The sequence below is a fragment of the Geodermatophilus sp. SYSU D00879 genome, from assembly GCF_054050375.1.
Window position 1 is genome coordinate 201,133 of the sequence record NZ_JBJGZF010000005.1, and the last position, 16,818, is coordinate 217,950.

Here is a 16,818-nt window from a genome sequence, read left to right on the forward strand (position 1 = left end):
GACGGGACGACCCCCGCCGCCCGCCACCTACGCTGAGGTCATGAGCGGGCCGCAGGAGGAGAACGGGGAGCGGGGCTCGGTCGCCGTCGTCCAGTCCGTGGACCGGGCCCTGAGCGTCCTAGAGATCCTCGCGGCCCACGGGGAGGCCGGTGTCACCGAGATCGCCGCCGAGCTCGGGGTGCACAAGTCCACCGCCTTCCGGCTCGTGGCCGCGCTCGAGAGCCGGGGCTTCGTCGAGCAGCTGGCCGACCGCGGCAAGTACCGGCTGGGCTTCGGCGTCGTGCGCCTGGCCGGCGCGGCCGCCGCGCACCTGGACATCGCCCGGGAGGGGCGGCCGATCTGCCAGGCGCTGGCCGCCGACCTCGAGGAGACCGTCAACGTCGCCATCCTGGACGGCGACCGCGCCGTGAACGTCAGCCAGGCCCGCGGGCCGGCGGCGCTCAGCACGCACAACTGGGTGGGGCAGGGCACCCCGCTGCACGCGACGTCGAGCGGGAAGGTGCTCCTGGCCCACGCGCCCGACACCGTCCGCAAGGGCGTGCTCTCCCGCGAGCTGCAGCGCTTCACCGCCGCGACGGTCACCGATCCCGAGGTGCTGCGGCAGGAGCTGGACCGGGTCGTCGAGCGGGGCTGGGGTTCCACGGTCGAGGAGTACGAGGTCGGGCTCAACGCCGTCGCCGCGCCGGTCCGGGGGGCGGACGGGGACGTGGTCGCCGCCCTCAGCGTCTCCGGGCCGTCCTTCCGGATGGGCCCGGAGGACTACCCGGCGATCGCCCGGCAGGTGGTCTCCGGCGCCGACGAGCTGAGCCGGAGGCTGGGCTTCTTCCGCCAGCCCCGCTGACCCGGCGGCGTGCGCCCCGGGGATCCGTGGGCGTCCGGACTGTTGCGTCTGACGCGACGCACTGATTAATGTGCAACACACCGGTCGCCTGAACCCGCTGCGGTCGGCGACCCCGGTTCGTCGCAGGCGATGCGTCGTGCGACGTCGAGCGTGTCCTCCACACCGCACCGCCCGACGGAACCCCGAGGTGCCGTATGACCACCACCGACCGGCCCGCGAGCCTCATCCCCACGCTGCCGGGCCACTACTACACCGACCCCGCCGTCTTCGCGCTGGAGCAGTCCCGCGTCTTCGAGGACATGTGGTTCGGCGCCGTGCGCTCGAGCGACCTCCCGACGCCCGGGTCCTTCAGGAAGGTCCAGGTGGGCCGGGAGAGCGTGCTCGTGGTCCGCAGCCGGGACGGGCGCCTGCGGGCGTTCCTCAACGTCTGCCGGCACCGCGGCGCGCAGATCTGCACGGAGGAGTCGGGAACGGTCAGGCGGGCCTTCCAGTGCCCCTACCACGCCTGGACCTACGACCTCGAGGGCAAGCTGGTCGCGGCCCCCAACCTGACGAAGATGCCCGACGTCGACCGCGTCGCGTACGGCCTCGTGCCGGTGGCCCTGCGCGAGTGGCTGGGCTACGCGTGGGTGTGCCTGGCGGCGGAGCCCCCGTCCTTCGAGGACGAGGTGGTGGGTGCCGTCGCCGAGCGGCTCGGGGACGCGCGGGCGGTCGAGCGCTACGAGCTCGACTCGCTGTCGGTCGGTCGCCGCGTCACCTACGACGTCCGGGCCAACTGGAAGCTCGTCATCGAGAACTTCATGGAGTGCTATCACTGCGCGACGATCCACCCGGAGCTCACCGAGGTGCTCCCCGAGTTCGCCGACGGGTACGCCGCGCAGTTCTTCGTCGGCCACGGCGCCGAGTTCGGGGCCGACGTCCAGGGCTTCACGGTCGACGGCAGCGAGGGCTTCGACCGGCTCCCGGGCGTCGAGGAGGACCAGGACCGGCGCTACTACGCCATCACGGTCAAGCCGACCGTCTTCGTCAACCTGGTGCCCGACCACGTCGTCTTCCACCGGATGTTCCCGGTGGCGGTCGACCGCACGATCGTCGAGTGCGACTGGCTCTACTCGCGCGAGGTGGTCGAGTCGGGCCGGGACGTGAGCCGGTCGGTGGAGCTGTTCCACCGGGTGAACGAACAGGACTTCGCCGCCTGCGAGCGGACCCAGCCGGCCATGTCCTCCCGCGCCTACGCCGACGGCGGGGTGCTGGTGCCCTCCGAGCACCACATCGGGCTCTTCCACGAGTGGCTCACGCAGCGACTCTCGGCCTGAGCTCGCGCGTTCCGCCGCGGGCCGGGACGGCGACGTCGTCCCGGCCCGCCGTCGTCCCGCCGGCGCGGGGCCCCGTCGAGGGCGCGGGCCTGACGGCGAACTCGACCGGCCCGGGCTCCGGGTGTCCGTCCCCTTGACCCGGGCCCGCCGCCGCCCTACGGTGCTGCACGACTGATATACCAGTCATCGCGAGATCCCCGAACAGGGAGGACCCGGCATGGCCGTCCAGGTCGACACCGCTCCGTCCGTGGCGGCCGGCGTGCTCGACCGGCCGCTGGCGGACACCGACCCGGAGGTCGCCGCCGCGATCTCCGCCGAACTGGCCCGGCAGCAGACCACGCTGGAGATGATCGCCAGCGAGAACTGCGCCCCGGTGGCGGTCATGCAGGCCCAGGGCTCGGTGCTGACCAACAAGTACGCCGAGGGCTACCCGGGCCGGCGCTACTACGGCGGGTGCGAGCACGTCGACGTCGTCGAGCAGTTGGCGATCGACCGGCTGACGTCCCTGTTCGGCGCCGAGTACGCCAACGTCCAGCCGCACTCCGGCGCCCAGGCCAACGCCGCGGTGATGTCCGCCCTGCTGGAGCCGGGCGACACCATCCTCGGGCTGGACCTCGCCCACGGCGGCCACCTGACCCACGGCATGCGGCTCAACTTCTCCGGGAAGCTCTACGACGTCGCCGCCTACCACGTGCGCCGCGAGGACCACCGGGTCGACATGGCCGAGGTGGCGCGGCTGGCGCGGGAGCGGTGGCCCAGGCTGATCGTCGCCGGCTGGTCGGCCTACCCCCGGCAGCTGGACTTCGCCGCGTTCCGCCGGATCGCCGACGAGGTCGGCGCCTACCTGATGGTGGACATGGCGCACTTCGCCGGGCTCGTCGCCGCCGGGCTGCACCCCTCCCCGGTGCCGCACGCGCACGTGGTCACCTCGACCACCCACAAGACCCTCGGCGGCCCGCGCGGTGGGTTCGTCCTCGCCACCGCCGACCTGGCGAAGAGGTTCGACTCCGCGGTCTTCCCCGGCCAGCAGGGCGGCCCGCTGGAGCACGTGATCGCCGCCAAGGCCGTCGCCTTCAAGCTGGCCGCGCAGCCGGCGTTCCGGGAGCGCCAGGAGCGCACCCTCGCCGGCGCCCGGATCCTGGCCGAGCGGCTGCTGGCCCCCGACTCCCGCGCGGCGGGCCTCGGCGTGGTCAGCGGCGGCACCGACGTGCACCTCGTGCTCGTGGACCTGCGGGAGTCGGAGCTCGACGGCCGGCAGGCCGAGGACCGGCTGCACTCCGTCGGCATCACCGTCAACCGCAACGCCGTGCCCTTCGACCCGCGCCCGCCGATGGTCAGCTCGGGCGTGCGCATCGGCACCCCGGCGCTGGCCGCCCGCGGCTTCGACGTCGACGACTTCGCGGAGGTGGCCGACGTGGTCGCCACCGCGCTGCGGCCCTCGGTGGACGGGGAGGTGCTCGCCGGCCTCCGCGCGCGGGTGACCCGGCTGGCCGGCCGCCACCCGCTCTACCCCGACCTGACGGAGGTCCCGTGAGCCCCCGCCCCCCCGGCGCCGACCTGCCCGAGCACCCGGACTCCCTCTGGCGCGACGCGGAGCCCAAGCGCTCGTACGACGTGGTCATCGTGGGCGGCGGCGGGCACGGCCTGGCCACCGCCCACTACCTGGCGCGGAACCACGGCATCACCGACGTCGCGGTGCTGGAGAAGGGCTGGCTGGCCGGCGGCAACATGGCCCGCAACACCACGATCATCCGGTCCAACTACCTGTGGGACGAGAGCTCGGCGATCTACGAGCACTCGCTGAAGCTGTGGGAGGACCTCGAGGAGGACCTCGGCTACCCGATCCTGTTCAGCCAGCGCGGCGTGCTCAACCTCGCCCACACCCTGCAGGACGTCCGCGACAGCGTGCGCCGGGTCGAGGCCAACAAGCTCAACGGCATCGACGCGGAGTGGGTCGAGCCGGACGAGGTCCGCAAGCTCTGCCCGGTCGTCAACACGTCGGCCGACATCCGCTACCCGGTCCTGGGCGCGACGTACCAGCCGCGCGCCGGCATCGCCAAGCACGACTACGTGGCCTGGGGCTTCGCCCGCCGGGCACACCAGGCCGGCGTCGACCTCGTCCAGGACTGCGAGGTCACCGGCTTCGCCACCGACGGCGACCGGGTCACCGGGGTGCACACCACCCGCGGCACCATCGCCGCCGGCAGGGTCGTCCTCTGCGCGGCCGGTCACACCTCCGTGCTCACCGACATGCTCGGCATCCGCGTGCCGCTGCAGAGCCACCCGCTGCAGGCGCTGGTCTCCGAGCTGCTCGAGCCGGTGCACCCCACGGTCGTCATGTCGAACGCGGTGCACGTGTACGTCTCCCAGGCGCACAAGGGCGAGCTGGTCATGGGCGCCGGCATCGACTCCTACAACGGCTACGGCCAGCGCGGCGCCTTCCACGTCATCGAGCGGCAGATGGCCGCCGCCGTCGAGCTGTTCCCGGTGTTCGCGCGGGCGCACCTGCTGCGCAGCTGGGCCGGCATCGTCGACGTCAGCCCCGACGCCTCACCCGTCGTCGGCCGCGCCGGCTACGACAACCTCTACCTCAACTGCGGCTGGGGCACCGGCGGGTTCAAGGCCACCCCCGGCATCGGCTGGGCCCTGGCGCACACCGTCGCCCACGACGAGCCCCACCCCTTCGTCGCGCCGTTCGGCCTCGACCGCTTCGTCACCGGCGCGCTCGTCGACGAGCACGGCGCGGCCGCCGTCGCCCACTGAGCCGTCGCCCACCGATCCAGGGAGTCCCCGTGCAACTCATCGCGTGCCCGTGGTGCGGCCCCCGCGAGGAGGTCGAGTTCACCTACGGCGGGCAGGCCCACGTCCCGTACCCGGACGACCCCGCCGCGCTCTCGGACGAGCAGTGGGCGCACTACGTCTTCTTCCGCGACAACACCAGGGGCCGCTTCGCCGAGCGCTGGTCCCACAGCGCCGGCTGCCGCCGCTGGTTCACCGCGATCCGCGACACCGCCACCTACCGCTTCGAGCGCGTCCCCCGCCCCGACGACCCGAGGCCGGTGACCCCGTGACCAGCCCGTTCCGCACCGCCGAGGGCGGCCGCATCGACCGCGGCACCACCGTCGAGTTCACCTTCGACGGGCAGACCCTCCCCGGCCACCCCGGCGACACCCTGGCCTCCGCACTGCTCGCCAACGGCCGGCACCGGGTCGCCACCAGCGTCAAGCTCGGCCGGCCCCGGGGCATCGCCGCGGCCTGGGCCGAGGACCCGGGCGGGCTGGTGCAGATCGAGGAGCCCTTCCCCGAGCCGATGCTGCTGGCCACCACCGTCGAGCTCTCCGAGGGACTGGCCGCCTCCGGCCTGCCGGGACGGGGCCGCCTGGCCGACGTCCCCGACTCCGCCCGCTACGACGCGGTCCACCACCACGTCGACGTGCTGGTCGTCGGCGCCGGACCCGCGGGGCTGGCCGCCGCGCTCACCGCCGCCCGGGCCGGGGCCCGCGTCGCGCTGGTGGACGAGCAGTCCGAGGCCGGCGGCTCGCTGCTGTCGGGCACCGACCGGCTCGACGACGCCCCGGCGCCGGAGTGGGTGGCGGAGGCGGTCGCGGAGCTGGCCGCGCACCCGGAGGTGCTGCACCTGCAGCGCACCACCGCGTTCGGCAGCTACGACGACGGCTTCGTCCTGGCGCTCGAGCGGCGGACCGACCACCTCGGGACGGCCGCGCCCCGCCACCTGTCCCGCCAGCGGGTGTGGCGGTTCCGGGCCGGCACGGTGGTCGTCGCGACCGGGGCGCACGAGCGCCCGGTCGTCTTCGCGGACAACGACCGCCCCGGGACCATGCTCGCCGGCGCCGCCCGCACCTTCCTGCACCGCTACGGCGTGCTGCCCGGCCGGGAGGCCGTCGTCTTCACGACCGACGACAGCGCCTACGACGCGGCCCTCGACCTCTCCCGCGCCGGGGTGCGGGTGCAGGCGGTGGTCGACGCCCGGCCGGCGGGCTCGCCGCGCCGGTCCGAGGAGTGCGAACGGGCCGGGATCCGGGTCCTGCCCGGCGCCGTCGTGACCGGCACGCAGGGCGTCGAGCGGGTGACGCACGCCCTCGTCGCCCCGTACGCCGACGGCGAGGTCGGCGTGAGCAGCGCGATCCCCTGCGACCTGCTGCTGGTCAGCGGGGGCTGGAACCCGGCGGTGCACCTGTTCAGCCAGGCCCGCGGCCGGCTCCGCTACGACGAGACCCTCGGCGCCTTCCTCCCCGGGGAGGAGCTCGACGGGCTGGCAGTCGCCGGCTCCGCCGCCGGCGTGACCGACCTGGCCGGTTGCCTGGCCGACGGGCAGCGGGTGGCCCGCGCGGCCCTGACCTCGCTGGGGATCGCGCCGACGGGGGAGGACCGGCTGCCCACCGCCCCGGAGCCCGTCCCGCCGGCCGCGCCGCTGGTGCTGTGGCGGGTGCCGGACACCTCCGGCGCCGACGGCAGCACGCAGTTCGTCGACCTGCAGCGCGACGCCACGGTCGCCGACGTCGTCCGCGCGGTCGGCGCCGGCCTGCGCTCCATCGAGCACGTCAAGCGCTACACGACCATCGGCACCGCGCACGACCAGGGCAAGACCTCCGGCGTCCTCACCTCCGGGATCGTCGCCGAGCTGCTCGGGGTCCCGGTGCAGGACACCGGCACGACCACGTTCCGGCCGCCCTACACCCCCGTGGCCTTCGCCGCGCTGGCCGGCCGCGACCGCGGCCGGCTGTTCGACCCCGAGCGGGTCACCGCCCTGCACGGGTGGCACGTCGCGGCCGGGGCGGTCTTCGAGGACATCGGGCAGTGGAAGCGGCCCCGCTACTACCCGCGCCCCGGGGAGGACATGGCGGCCGCCGTCCTCCGCGAGTGCGCCGCCGCCCGCACCGGCGTCGGCATCCTCGACGGCTCCACCCTCGGCAAGATCGACGTCCAGGGCCCCGACGCCGCCGTCCTGCTGGACCGGCTCTACACGAACCTGATGAGCAGCCTGAAGGTCGGCTCGGTCCGGTACGGCGTCATGTGCGGCGTCGACGGCATGGTCGTCGACGACGGCACGGTGCTGCGCCTCGCGGAGGACCGCTTCCTGGTCCTCACCACCACCGGCGGCGCGGCGAAGGTCCTCGACTGGATGGAGGAGTGGCTGCAGACCGAGTGGCCGGACCTGCGGGTCCACTGCACCTCGGTCACCGAGCAGTGGGCCACCCTCCCCGTCGTCGGCCCCCGCTCCCGCGACGTCATCGGCGCCGTCTTCCCCGAGGTGGACGTCTCCGCCGAGGCGTTCCCGTTCATGACCTGGCGGGACACCGGCCTCGAGGGCGTGCCGGTCCGGCTGGCCCGGATCAGCTTCTCCGGCGAGCTCGCCTACGAGGTCTACGTCAACCCCTGGTACGCGGTCGCGGTGTGGGAGCGGCTGCTCGAGGCCGGCCGCCCGCACGGCATCACCCCCTACGGCACGGAGACCATGCACGTCCTCCGCGCGGAGAAGGGCTACCCGATCATCGGGCAGGACACCGACGGCACCGTCACCCCGCACGACCTCGGCATGGCGTGGGCGGTGTCGAAGAAGAAGCCGGACTTCGTCGGCAAGCGCTCGTTCGCCCGGCAGGCCAACCAGGACCCGCTGCGCAAGCAGCTGGTCGGGCTGCTGCCGGTGGACCGGGAGACCGTGCTGCCGGAGGGCTCGCAGATCGTCGAGTTCGCCGCCGACGGCGAGCTGCCGCCCCCGCCGGTCCCGATGCTGGGCCACGTCACCTCCAGCTACCGCAGCGCCGAGCTCGCCCGCCCCTTCGCCCTCGCCCTGCTGAAGGGCGGCCGGGACCGCATCGGCGACACCGTCCACGTCCCCGTCGACGGCACCCTCGTCCCGGTCGAGGTCACCGGCTCGGTGCTGGTCGACCCGGAAGGAGCTCGCCGCGATGGCTGAGCTGACCCGCACCCACCCCCTCGAGGCGTGGACCGGCGCCTTCCAGCGGCTGCCCGAGACGATCGGCATCACCGCCGAGCCGTTCGTCGCGACGGTCGACGTCCGGCTCGGCGCGGCGGACGCCGCGGCGACGGCGGCACTCGGCGTCGCGCTGCCGACGACCCCGAACACCTGGGTCCCGGCCGGCGCCGGGCGGGCCGTCTGGCTCGGCCCCGACGAGTGGCTGCTCACCAGCACCACCGAGGCCCCCGAGGAGCTGGAGGCCCGGGTCCGCGCCGCCGTCCTGCCGCTGGGCGGCTCCGCGACCGACGTCTCCGCCCAGCGGATCGGCCTGCGGCTCACCGGCGCGCGGGTGCGCGACGTCCTCGCCAGGGGCTGCTCGATCGACCTGCACCCGCGGGTGTTCGGCCGGGGGAGCAGCGCCCAGAGCACGCTGGGCCGGGCGGGCGTCGTCCTGCTCGGCCTGTCCGACACCGGCGACGACGTCGTCGTCCTCGTCCGGTCGTCCTTCGCCGGCTACCTGGCCGACTGGCTGCTCGACGCGGCCCTCGAGTACACCCACTGACCCCGCCGCACCGGCAGTCAGGAGCTGAGCAATGTCCGCCACCCCTCGTGTCGTGATCATCGGAGCGGGGATCGTCGGGGCCAACCTGGCCGACGAGCTGACCGCCCGGGGCTGGGACCGCGTGACCGTGGTCGACCAGGGCCCCCTCCCGCTGACCGGCGGGTCCACCTCGCACGCCCCCGGGCTGGTCTTCCAGACCAACGCCTCGAAGACGATGACCGCCTTCGCGAGCTACACGGTCGAGAAGCTCCTGGGCCTCGACGTCGACGGCGCCTGGTGCTTCAACCAGGTCGGCGGCCTCGAGGTGGCCACCACCCCGGAGCGGCTGGCCGACCTGCACCGCAAGCAGGGCTGGGCCACCTCCTGGGGCGTCGGGGCGCGGGTGGTCGACGTCGACGAGTGCGTGCGGCTGCACCCGCTGGTCGACCCCGCCCGCATCCTCGGCGGGCTGCACGTCCCCACCGACGGCCTGGCCAAGGCGTCCCGGGCGGTCGTCGCCCTGGCCCGCCGCGCCGAGGCGCGGGGCGCCCGTTTCCGGGGCTCGACGCGGGTGACCGGCATCGAGCAGGCCGGCGGCCGGGTGACCGGGGTCCGGACCCCGGACGGCGTCATCCCCGCCGACGTGGTCGTCTCCTGCGCCGGCTTCTGGGGCCAGGAGCTCGGCGCGATGGTCGGGATGGCCGTCCCGCTGCTGCCGCTGGCCCACCAGTTCGTGTGGACCGGTCAGGTGCCCGACCTCGTCGGCCGCAACGACGAGCTCACCGAGGCGAGCCTGCCGATCCTGCGCCACCAGGACCAGGACCTCTACTTCCGGGAGCGCGCCGACCGTCTCGGGATCGGGTCCTACGCCCACCGGCCGATGCCCGTCGACCTGCGCGAGCTGCCCCAGGACGACGGCGTCCGCGAGTCCGCGATGCCCTCGATGCTGCCCTTCACCGAGGAGGACTTCGCCCCGGCCTGGGAGCAGAGCCGGCTGCTGCTGCCCTCGCTGCGCTCGGCGAAGGTCGACACCGGCTTCAACGGCGTCTTCTCGTTCACCCCCGACGGCGCCCCGCTGGTCGGGGAGTCGCGGGACGTCGCCGGCTTCTGGATCGCCGAGGCGGTCTGGGTGACGCACTCGGCCGGGGTGGCCCGCTCGGTCGCCCAGCTGCTCGTCGACGGGCGCAGCGAGGTCGACCTGCACGGCTGCGACGTGCACCGCTTCGAGGACGTGCAGCTGGCGCCGGAGTACGTCAGCGAGACCTCGCAGCAGAACTTCGTCGAGGTCTACGACGTGGTCCACCCGCTGCAGCCCCGGCTCTCGCCGCGCGACCTGCGGGTCAGCCCCTTCCACGCCCGGCAGCAGGAGCTCGGCGCGGTCTTCCTCGAGGCCGCCGGCTGGGAGCGGCCGCACTGGTACGAGGCCAACGCAGGCCTGGTGGGCGAGCTGCCCGCGGAGTGGGTGCCGCCGGAGCGCGACGCGTGGGCGGGGCGGTTCTGGTCCCCGATCGCGGCGGCCGAGGCGTGGCGGACCCGCACCGCCGTCGCGGTGTACGACATGACACCGCTGAAGCGGCTCGAGGTCAGCGGCCCCGGCGCCCTCGCCCTGCTGCAGCGGCTGACGACCGGCGAGATGGACAAGTCCGTCGGGTCGGTGACCTACACGCTCGCCCTCGACGGGGCCGGCGGCATCCGCAGCGACCTCACCGTGGCCCGGCTCGGGGAGCAGCTGTTCCAGGTCGGCGCCAACGGCCCCCTCGACCTCGACCACCTCCTGCGCGAGGCGCCGGACGACGGCAGCGTGCAGGTCCGCGACGTCACCGGCGGCACGTGCTGCGTCGGCCTGTGGGGCCCGCGGGCCCGCGACCTGGTCCAGCGGGTCAGCACCGACGACTTCTCCCGGGACGGGCTGAAGTACTTCCGCGCGAAGCGGGCCCGCATCGGGGGAGTGCCGGTGACGGCGATGCGCCTGTCCTACGTCGGCGAGCTCGGCTGGGAGCTCTACGCGAGCGCCGACACCGGCCGGCGGCTGTGGGACGTGCTGTGGCACGCCGGCCAGGACCTCGGGGTGGTCGCGGCGGGCCGCGCGGCCTTCAACAGCCTGCGGCTGGAGAAGGGCTACCGCGCCTGGGGCCACGACATGACCACCGAGCACGACCCGTACGAGGCCGGTCTCGGGTTCGCCGTCCGCCGGCAGAAGCAGGCCGACTTCGTCGGGCGGGCGGCGCTCGCCGGCAGGAGCGAGGACACCGTGACCCGTCGGCTGTCCTGCCTGACCGTCGACGACGGCCGCAGCGTCGTCCTCGGACACGAGCCGGTCCTCGTCGACGGCGCTCCGGCCGGTCACGTGACCAGCGCGGCGTTCGGGCACACCGTCGGCAGGCCGATCGCCTACGCCTGGCTGCCGGCCTCGGCGACCGTCGGCACGAGGGTCGAGATCGAGTACTTCGGCCGCCGCGTCCCGGCGACCGTCGCCGCCGAGCCGCTCGTCGATCCGGAGATGACCCGCATCCGCGGCTGAGGGGAGACCCCCGTCCCCGCCCTCCGAGCGGCGGGGGCGGGGCGTCGGCTCAGATGACGGCGCGGATCGTCCGCTCGAAGCCGAGGACGTGCTCGCGGGCGAGGTCGTCGGCCCGGTCGGCGTCCCCGGCGGCGATCGCCCGGAGCAGCTCCACGTGTTCCCGGACGTGCACGTCCACCGTGGGGAGCCGGTCGAGGAACAGGCAGAAGATCCGGGTCGCCAGGTTGTCGTAGCGGATCAGGACGTCCTCGAGGTGGGGGTTGCCCGCGGCCCGGTAGATGGTCCGGTGCACGGCGAGGTCCCACCGCATGAGCTCGGCCCGGTCGACCTCGGCGACGTCCAGCTGCTCGATGTGCGCGGCCAGCTCCTCGAGGCCGGCCGCGCCGGTCCGGGGGGCGCGCTCGGCGGCCCGGCGGGCGGCCAGCGGCTCGAGCTGCGCCCGGATCTCGGAGATGTGCGCCAGGTCGGAGATGTCCATGCCGGTCGCGAACGTGCCCCGCCGCGGGTAGGACACCACGAGCCGGTCGCCCTCCAGCCGCTTGAGCGCCTCGCGGACCGGGGTCCGGCCCACGCCGAGCGCCCCGGCCAGCTCGTCGTCGTCGATCGGGTCGCCCGGGCGGATGTCCAGCATGATCAGCCGGTCCCGGATCGCCACGTAGGCCCGGTCCGCCAGGGAGGTGGCGGCCGAGGGGTCCGACTCCAGCGGTGCCGCGGTCACGCGCAGATCGTAGAGGCGGACGGCCATCGGGTCTTGCCCCGCCAGAGGGATCGACATACCGTTAGCTTACTACTGATATACCAATCCCCTACCTACTCCTGTGACAGCTCTCGTCGCGGTGGGGGAGAGGGAGGCACGGGTGACCATCAGCGCCTTCGACCTCTTCAGGGTGGGGATCGGCCCGTCCAGTTCGCACACCGTCGGGCCCATGCGAGCCGCCTGCGCCTTCGCCGCCCGCCTGGCCGGGGAGGGGCTGCTCGGGCGGGTGGCCGGCGTCCGGTGCGAGCTGTTCGGCTCGCTCGGCGCCACCGGGCACGGCCACGGCACCGTCCCGGCCGTCGTCCTCGGCCTGGAGGGCGAGCAGCCCGACCTCGTCGACCCGCGCGCGGCCGGGCCGCGGGTCGAGGCCGTCCGCCGCGAGGGCCGGCTGCTGCTGGCCGGCACGCGGCCCGTCGCCTTCTCGGTGGACGGCGACGTGGTGCTGCACCGGCGCCGGCGGCTGGACTTCCACAGCAACGGCATGCGCTTCGTGGCCGTCGACGCCGCGGGCGCCCCGCTCTGCCGCCGCGAGTACTACTCGGTGGGCGGCGGCTTCGTCCTCGACGAGGACGAGGCGCGCGCCCCGGTGGCCGCCGAGGACGGCCCGCCGGTGCCCTTCCCCTTCCGCACCGGCGAGGAGCTGCTGGCGCACACCCGGGAGACCGGGCTGCGGATCAGCGACGTGGTGCTGGCCAACGAGCTGACCCGGCGGAGCGAGGCGGAGGTCCGCGCCGGGCTGCTGCACGTCTGGGCGGTGATGCAGGAGTGCGTGGAGCGCGGCACCCGGACCACGGGCGTCCTGCCGGGGGGCCTCGCGGTCCGCCGGCGCGCGGCCGCGCTGCGCGCCCGGTTGGAGACGGGCGCGGACGAGACCGACCCGCTGCGCGCGATGGAGTGGGTGACCCTCTACGCCCTGGCGGTCAACGAGGAGAACGCCGCCGGCGGGCGGGTGGTCACCGCGCCGACCAACGGCGCCGCCGGCATCGTCCCGGCCGTCCTGCACTACTACCGCGACTTCGTCGGCTCCTGCTCCGAGGACGGGGTGGTGCGCTTCCTGCTCACCGCCGCGGCGATCGGGCTGCTGTTCAAGGAGAACGCCTCGATCTCCGGCGCGGAGGTGGGCTGCCAGGGCGAGGTCGGCTCGGCCTGCTCGATGGCCGCCGCGGCCCTGGCCGAGGTCCTCGGCGGGACGCCGGAGCAGGTGGAGAACGCCGCCGAGATCGGCATCGAGCACAACCTCGGCCTCACCTGCGACCCGGTGGGCGGGCTGGTGCAGATCCCGTGCATCGAGCGCAACGCCGTCGGCTCGATCAAGGCGATCACCGCGGCCCGCATGGCCGTGCGCGGGGACGGCCGGCACCACGTCCCGCTCGACACGGCCATCAAGACGATGCGCGAGACCGGCGCCGACATGAAGGACGCCTACAAGGAGACCGCCCGTGGCGGGCTGGCCCTCAACCTGGTCGAGTGCTGAGGAGGCACCCGTGTCCCACCCGTTCACCCTCACGCTCAGCTGCCAGGAGCGCCCCGGCATCGTGCACGCGGTCAGCTCGTTCCTGTTCGAGCACGGCTGCGACATCGTCGAGCACCAGCAGTTCGACGACGCGGTCCGCGGCCAGCTGTTCCTGCGGACGGCGTTCGTCTGCGCGCAGGACACCGACGCCGACCGCCTGTCGGAGGGGTTCCGCGCGGTGGCCGACGAGTTCGGCATGGCCTACCAGGTCACCGGCGGCCAGCCGCAGCGCGTGCTCGTCATGGTCTCCAGGCTCGGCCACTGCCTCAACGACCTGGTCTTCCGGTGGCGGGCCGGCAGCCTCGGCGCCGACCTGGTCGCCGTGGTCTCCAACCACGAGGACCTGCGCCCGATGGCCGAGGCGGCCGGCCTGCCGTTCTCCCACGTACCGGTGACGCCGGCGACCAGGCGCGAGGCCGAGGCGCGGCTGCTCGAGCTGGTCGACGAGCACCGGGCCGACCTGGTCGTGCTCGCCCGGTACATGCAGGTCCTCTCCGACGAGACGTGCGCCGCCCTGCACGGCCGGATGATCAACATCCACCACTCGTTCCTGCCGGGCTTCAAGGGCGCCAAGCCCTACCACCAGGCCTTCGACCGCGGCGTGAAGCTCGTCGGCGCGACGGCCCACTACGTCACGCCCGACCTGGACGAGGGGCCGATCATCGAGCAGGAGGTCATCCGCATCGACCACACCTTCGACCCGCGCGCCCTCGCCACGGTCGGCCAGGACGCCGAGGCCCTGGCCCTGTCCCGGGCGGTGCGCTGGCACAGCGAGCGGCGGGTGCTGCTCAACGGCAACAGCACGGTCGTCTTCCGCTGATCCCGGCCGACCGCAGGCGCAGCATCGTGCCGGGCCCCCGGCTCCGAACGGGCCGCTCGACGCGCTGACCTGCCCTCTCGTGGCAACGGGCAGACCGGCGCGGGACGCCGGGTCAGGCGTTCTCGTCGGCCGGCTTCCGGGCCCGGGACGGCTGGACCCGCATCGGCTCGCCCGGCGTCTTCGGGAGCGAACCACGAAAGCGCTGTTCGGAGCGGTGGAACCGCAGGTCGGCGTCGAGCGTCAGTGGGTGGGTCATCGGGCGAGTTCTCGCTTCCGGACCGACACGGAGTATCGGTCAGCCGTAGACGTCGGCGCCGTGCGAGATGCGCACGAGCCTGACGAGGACCTTGTCGTCCTGGATCGAGTAGACGACGCGGTACTGGCCTCGTCGCGCGGACCAGTAGCCCTCGAGTTCGAAGCGGAGCGGCTTCCCGACGCGGTACGGGTGCGCAGCCAGCGGCCCGTAGAGGAAGTCGACGACCGCGACGGCCACCGGCTCGGGGAGGTCGCGCTCGATGGCCCGCTTGGCCGCTGCCGAGAGGACGACGGTGTACCGAGGAGGGCCGGTCACCGCCGGCGGGCCGCGAGTGCGGCCCGCACCTCGGCCTCGCCGGAGACCTCACCGGCGGCCATCGCTTCCTCGGCCTGCCTGATGTCCGAGCGGGCTCGGGGATCGGAGAGGATCTCCAGGGTCTCCATCAGGGACTCGTAGTCCTCGACGTGCACTGCTCGGAAGGATCGTCAGTGCGTGATGGCGGACTGCTCGTAGAGGCAGAGAAGACGTTGCATAAGTAGGTCTCGGGCTCTGGCCGCCCGTGTCGCGTCTGCTCAGGATGACGACTGCGCCATCACTCGGCCTGCATGGGTCGGGACCGGTCGGCGACGGGAGGAGCGTCGCCCCTACGGCTTCCGTCGCCACGGCGCCGGCCGCGTCGTTGGCGGCGTCGTGGTGTCCTCGTACGACGAGAACGTCTGCACGAGGACGAACGCCGGCACGAGCGCGACGAGGATGCGTACCGGGGCCAACAGGTCGGTCAGCGGGATGCCCTCGGCTCAGGCCCCTGCCACCGGTGGTGCGGTGGGGTCGGCCGCCTCGGTCGTGACTTCCCGGAGCACGTAGTCCTCGATGGTCTCCAGGTCGTGGGTGGAGCGTTTCACGATCGTGAGCAGGTCGCTCATCTTGCTGACCTCCTCGATCTGCTCCTTGATGAACCACTGCATGAACTGGTCGGAGGCGAAGTCGTTCTCCCGCCGCGCGATCCCGATCAGCGCGCCGATCTGCTCGGTGACCCGCTTCTCCTGCTCCAGCGCCAGGGCGACCGGCGCGACGACGTCGGGGAACTCGTTGACCGGGGCCGCGACGGCGGGGATGCGCACCGGCGCGTCGGAGTCGAGCAGGTAGCGGACCATCATCATGGCGTGCTGCCGCTCCTCGAGCGCCTGGTCGAAGAAGAGCTGCGCCGTCCGGGGCATGGTCAGCTGGTCGAAGTACACCGCGCAGGAGACGTACTGCTGGTGCGCGGCGAACTCGTTGCCGATCTGCGTGTTCAGCAGCTCGACGAAGGCGGGGGCGGCCATCGGGACTCCCGGACGTGTGCGGTGGCGGTCACCGGACGTTAACCGGTGACCCGCCGGTGCCCGTGGATCACCCGCGAAGGGAAGGCTAGCCTCACCGGGTGGCCAAGTCGGCGGGCATGCCCAAGAAGAAGTGTTGCCAGGACAGGCCGCGCTGCAAGCGGTGTCCCCTCCGCGCCCTCGCCGAGGGGACGCTCCCGCCGGGCTACACGGTCAAGAAGCGCCGCCTGGTCAAGCTGGACAAGGCCGACAAGGTGCTCGCCAAGAGCAGTCGGAAGGCTGCCTGATCCCTCCCTCCCCACCGCGCCGCCGGGCGGCGGTCAACCGGCCTTGCGTGGTCACGGGCCCGTGTCAGCGCTGATGCGGGCCGCGGCCGCCGGGATCCAGTCGTGACTGGCATCGAGTCCCTCGGCGGTAGCTGCGGCGCGCAGGGTCGCTGCCGCCGTCTCGGGTGGCTGGCCCATCGCTCGATCTCTTGCCAGTTCGTACACGGCGAGCGCCTTCAGGCGCTGCTCGAGCGGTAGGCCCGCCAGCAGGCTTCTCCAGTCGTCCTCCACCCGTGAGGTCGTGCCCTCTGACACGCGGACCATGCCGGTCGTTCGGTCAGGACCACTCGCGAGGAGGGGAGCCGATGGTCCCGTCCTCGGGAGCGCTGACGGCCTTCACCATCGACCGGGTCAGCAGGCCGGCGGCGACGGCCGCGGCAGCCGCGATCGCGGACCGGAGCAGACGGTCTCTGAGATCCACGGCGACCTCCGGAGGGAGAGGTGTGCGACGGAGCGACGGGGCAGTACGCGAGCAGCACCGGAGGACGGGGGGTGCCTGTCGAGTGAGCGCTGCGCTTCGCTTGCGTCGAGCGCCGGATCACTCGTGTGCACTGGCAGGCCGCCTGGCGCGGCTGGGCTGCACCCGCATCGGCTCGCCCGGCATCTTCGGGGAGCAAAACCCGAAAGCGCTGTTGAGAGCGGTGAAACCGCAGGTGGCGCATGAGCG

Annotated in this window: 18 protein-coding genes; 11 read left to right on the top strand and 7 right to left on the bottom strand. The window is 73.7% G+C overall.

The window, feature by feature from the left end; genetic code table 11:
• The first annotated feature begins 40 nt into the window (after positions 1-40).
• From ACI79B_RS09585 to ACI79B_RS09620, 8 genes are all read left to right on the top strand, one after another.
• On the top strand, positions 41-841 hold the full coding sequence (locus tag ACI79B_RS09585; RefSeq protein ID WP_456928605.1) for an IclR family transcriptional regulator: 801 nt from the start codon (positions 41-43) through the stop codon (positions 839-841).
• A gap of 194 nt (positions 842-1,035) precedes the next feature.
• Positions 1,036-2,157 carry an aromatic ring-hydroxylating oxygenase subunit alpha gene (locus ACI79B_RS09590; RefSeq protein ID WP_456928604.1) on the top strand — a complete coding sequence of 374 codons (1,122 nt, stop codon included), beginning with the start codon at positions 1,036-1,038 and terminating at the stop codon, positions 2,155-2,157.
• A 217-nt stretch (positions 2,158-2,374) separates the two neighbouring features.
• Complete coding sequence (locus tag ACI79B_RS09595) at positions 2,375-3,691, top strand: serine hydroxymethyltransferase (protein WP_456928603.1); 1,317 nt, start codon at positions 2,375-2,377, stop codon at positions 3,689-3,691.
• Positions 3,688-4,920 (top strand): sarcosine oxidase subunit beta family protein, encoded by a 1,233-nt coding sequence (locus ACI79B_RS09600; protein ID WP_456928602.1) that lies wholly within the window; start codon positions 3,688-3,690, stop codon positions 4,918-4,920. Before ACI79B_RS09595 ends, ACI79B_RS09600 begins: the two co-directional genes overlap by 4 nt.
• 29 nt (positions 4,921-4,949) lie before the next feature.
• The gene (locus ACI79B_RS09605; protein ID WP_456928601.1) at positions 4,950-5,228 is read left to right on the top strand and encodes a sarcosine oxidase subunit delta; all 279 of its coding nucleotides are present in this window, start codon (positions 4,950-4,952) and stop codon (positions 5,226-5,228) included.
• Complete coding sequence (locus tag ACI79B_RS09610; RefSeq protein WP_456928600.1) at positions 5,225-8,095, top strand: 2Fe-2S iron-sulfur cluster-binding protein; 2,871 nt, start codon at positions 5,225-5,227, stop codon at positions 8,093-8,095. Before ACI79B_RS09605 ends, ACI79B_RS09610 begins: the two co-directional genes overlap by 4 nt.
• Positions 8,088-8,660: a sarcosine oxidase subunit gamma gene (locus ACI79B_RS09615; protein ID WP_456928599.1), complete on the top strand. Its 573-nt coding sequence runs from the start codon at positions 8,088-8,090 to the stop codon at positions 8,658-8,660. The genes ACI79B_RS09610 and ACI79B_RS09615 overlap by 8 nt, the downstream gene beginning before the upstream one ends.
• A gap of 52 nt (positions 8,661-8,712) precedes the next feature.
• Positions 8,713-11,160, top strand: coding sequence for a GcvT family protein (locus ACI79B_RS09620; protein ID WP_456928598.1), 2,448 nt, complete (start codon positions 8,713-8,715; stop codon positions 11,158-11,160).
• A 49-nt stretch (positions 11,161-11,209) separates the two neighbouring features.
• Here the strand turns inward: ACI79B_RS09620 and ACI79B_RS09625 are convergent, their stop codons facing one another.
• Entirely contained in the window at positions 11,210-11,878 is a 669-nt protein-coding gene (locus ACI79B_RS09625) for a GntR family transcriptional regulator (RefSeq protein ID WP_456928597.1), read from the bottom strand.
• Between the two features lie 139 nt (positions 11,879-12,017).
• On the opposite strand from ACI79B_RS09625, the gene ACI79B_RS09630 reads away from it, so the two are divergent.
• Together ACI79B_RS09630 and purU are read left to right on the top strand one after the other, a co-directional pair.
• Complete coding sequence (locus ACI79B_RS09630; protein ID WP_456928596.1) at positions 12,018-13,391, top strand: L-serine ammonia-lyase; 1,374 nt, start codon at positions 12,018-12,020, stop codon at positions 13,389-13,391.
• Positions 13,392-13,401: 10 nt separating this feature from the next.
• On the top strand, positions 13,402-14,250 hold the full coding sequence (gene purU, locus ACI79B_RS09635; RefSeq protein WP_456928595.1) for a formyltetrahydrofolate deformylase: 849 nt from the start codon (positions 13,402-13,404) through the stop codon (positions 14,248-14,250).
• Between the two features lie 112 nt (positions 14,251-14,362).
• Here purU and ACI79B_RS09640 read toward each other — a convergent pair whose 3' ends face one another.
• The 4 genes from ACI79B_RS09640 to ACI79B_RS09655 all read right to left on the bottom strand — a co-directional run bounded on the left by ACI79B_RS09640 (position 14,363) and on the right by ACI79B_RS09655 (position 15,828).
• Positions 14,363-14,506, bottom strand: a complete 144-nt coding sequence (locus tag ACI79B_RS09640; protein WP_456928594.1) for a hypothetical protein — start codon at positions 14,504-14,506, stop codon at positions 14,363-14,365.
• 39 nt (positions 14,507-14,545) lie between these two features.
• Positions 14,546-14,821, bottom strand: coding sequence for a type II toxin-antitoxin system RelE family toxin (locus ACI79B_RS09645; RefSeq protein ID WP_456928593.1), 276 nt, complete (start codon positions 14,819-14,821; stop codon positions 14,546-14,548).
• Complete coding sequence (locus ACI79B_RS09650) at positions 14,818-14,976, bottom strand: hypothetical protein (protein WP_456928592.1); 159 nt, start codon at positions 14,974-14,976, stop codon at positions 14,818-14,820. Before ACI79B_RS09650 ends, ACI79B_RS09645 begins: the two co-directional genes overlap by 4 nt.
• A gap of 327 nt (positions 14,977-15,303) precedes the next feature.
• Positions 15,304-15,828, bottom strand: coding sequence for a ferritin (locus ACI79B_RS09655; protein ID WP_387993581.1), 525 nt, complete (start codon positions 15,826-15,828; stop codon positions 15,304-15,306).
• 116 nt (positions 15,829-15,944) lie between these two features.
• Between ACI79B_RS09655 and ACI79B_RS09660 the strand changes: the two genes are divergently transcribed.
• Positions 15,945-16,112: a hypothetical protein gene (locus tag ACI79B_RS09660; RefSeq protein WP_387993578.1), complete on the top strand. Its 168-nt coding sequence runs from the start codon at positions 15,945-15,947 to the stop codon at positions 16,110-16,112.
• A 51-nt stretch (positions 16,113-16,163) separates the two neighbouring features.
• Here the strand turns inward: ACI79B_RS09660 and ACI79B_RS09665 are convergent, their stop codons facing one another.
• Both ACI79B_RS09665 and ACI79B_RS09670 read right to left on the bottom strand, forming a co-directional pair.
• Positions 16,164-16,382 carry a hypothetical protein gene (locus tag ACI79B_RS09665; RefSeq protein ID WP_387993576.1) on the bottom strand — a complete coding sequence of 73 codons (219 nt, stop codon included), beginning with the start codon at positions 16,380-16,382 and terminating at the stop codon, positions 16,164-16,166.
• Between the two features lie 46 nt (positions 16,383-16,428).
• Entirely contained in the window at positions 16,429-16,572 is a 144-nt protein-coding gene (locus ACI79B_RS09670) for a hypothetical protein (protein WP_456928591.1), read from the bottom strand.
• Between the last annotated feature and the right edge of the window lie 246 nt (positions 16,573-16,818).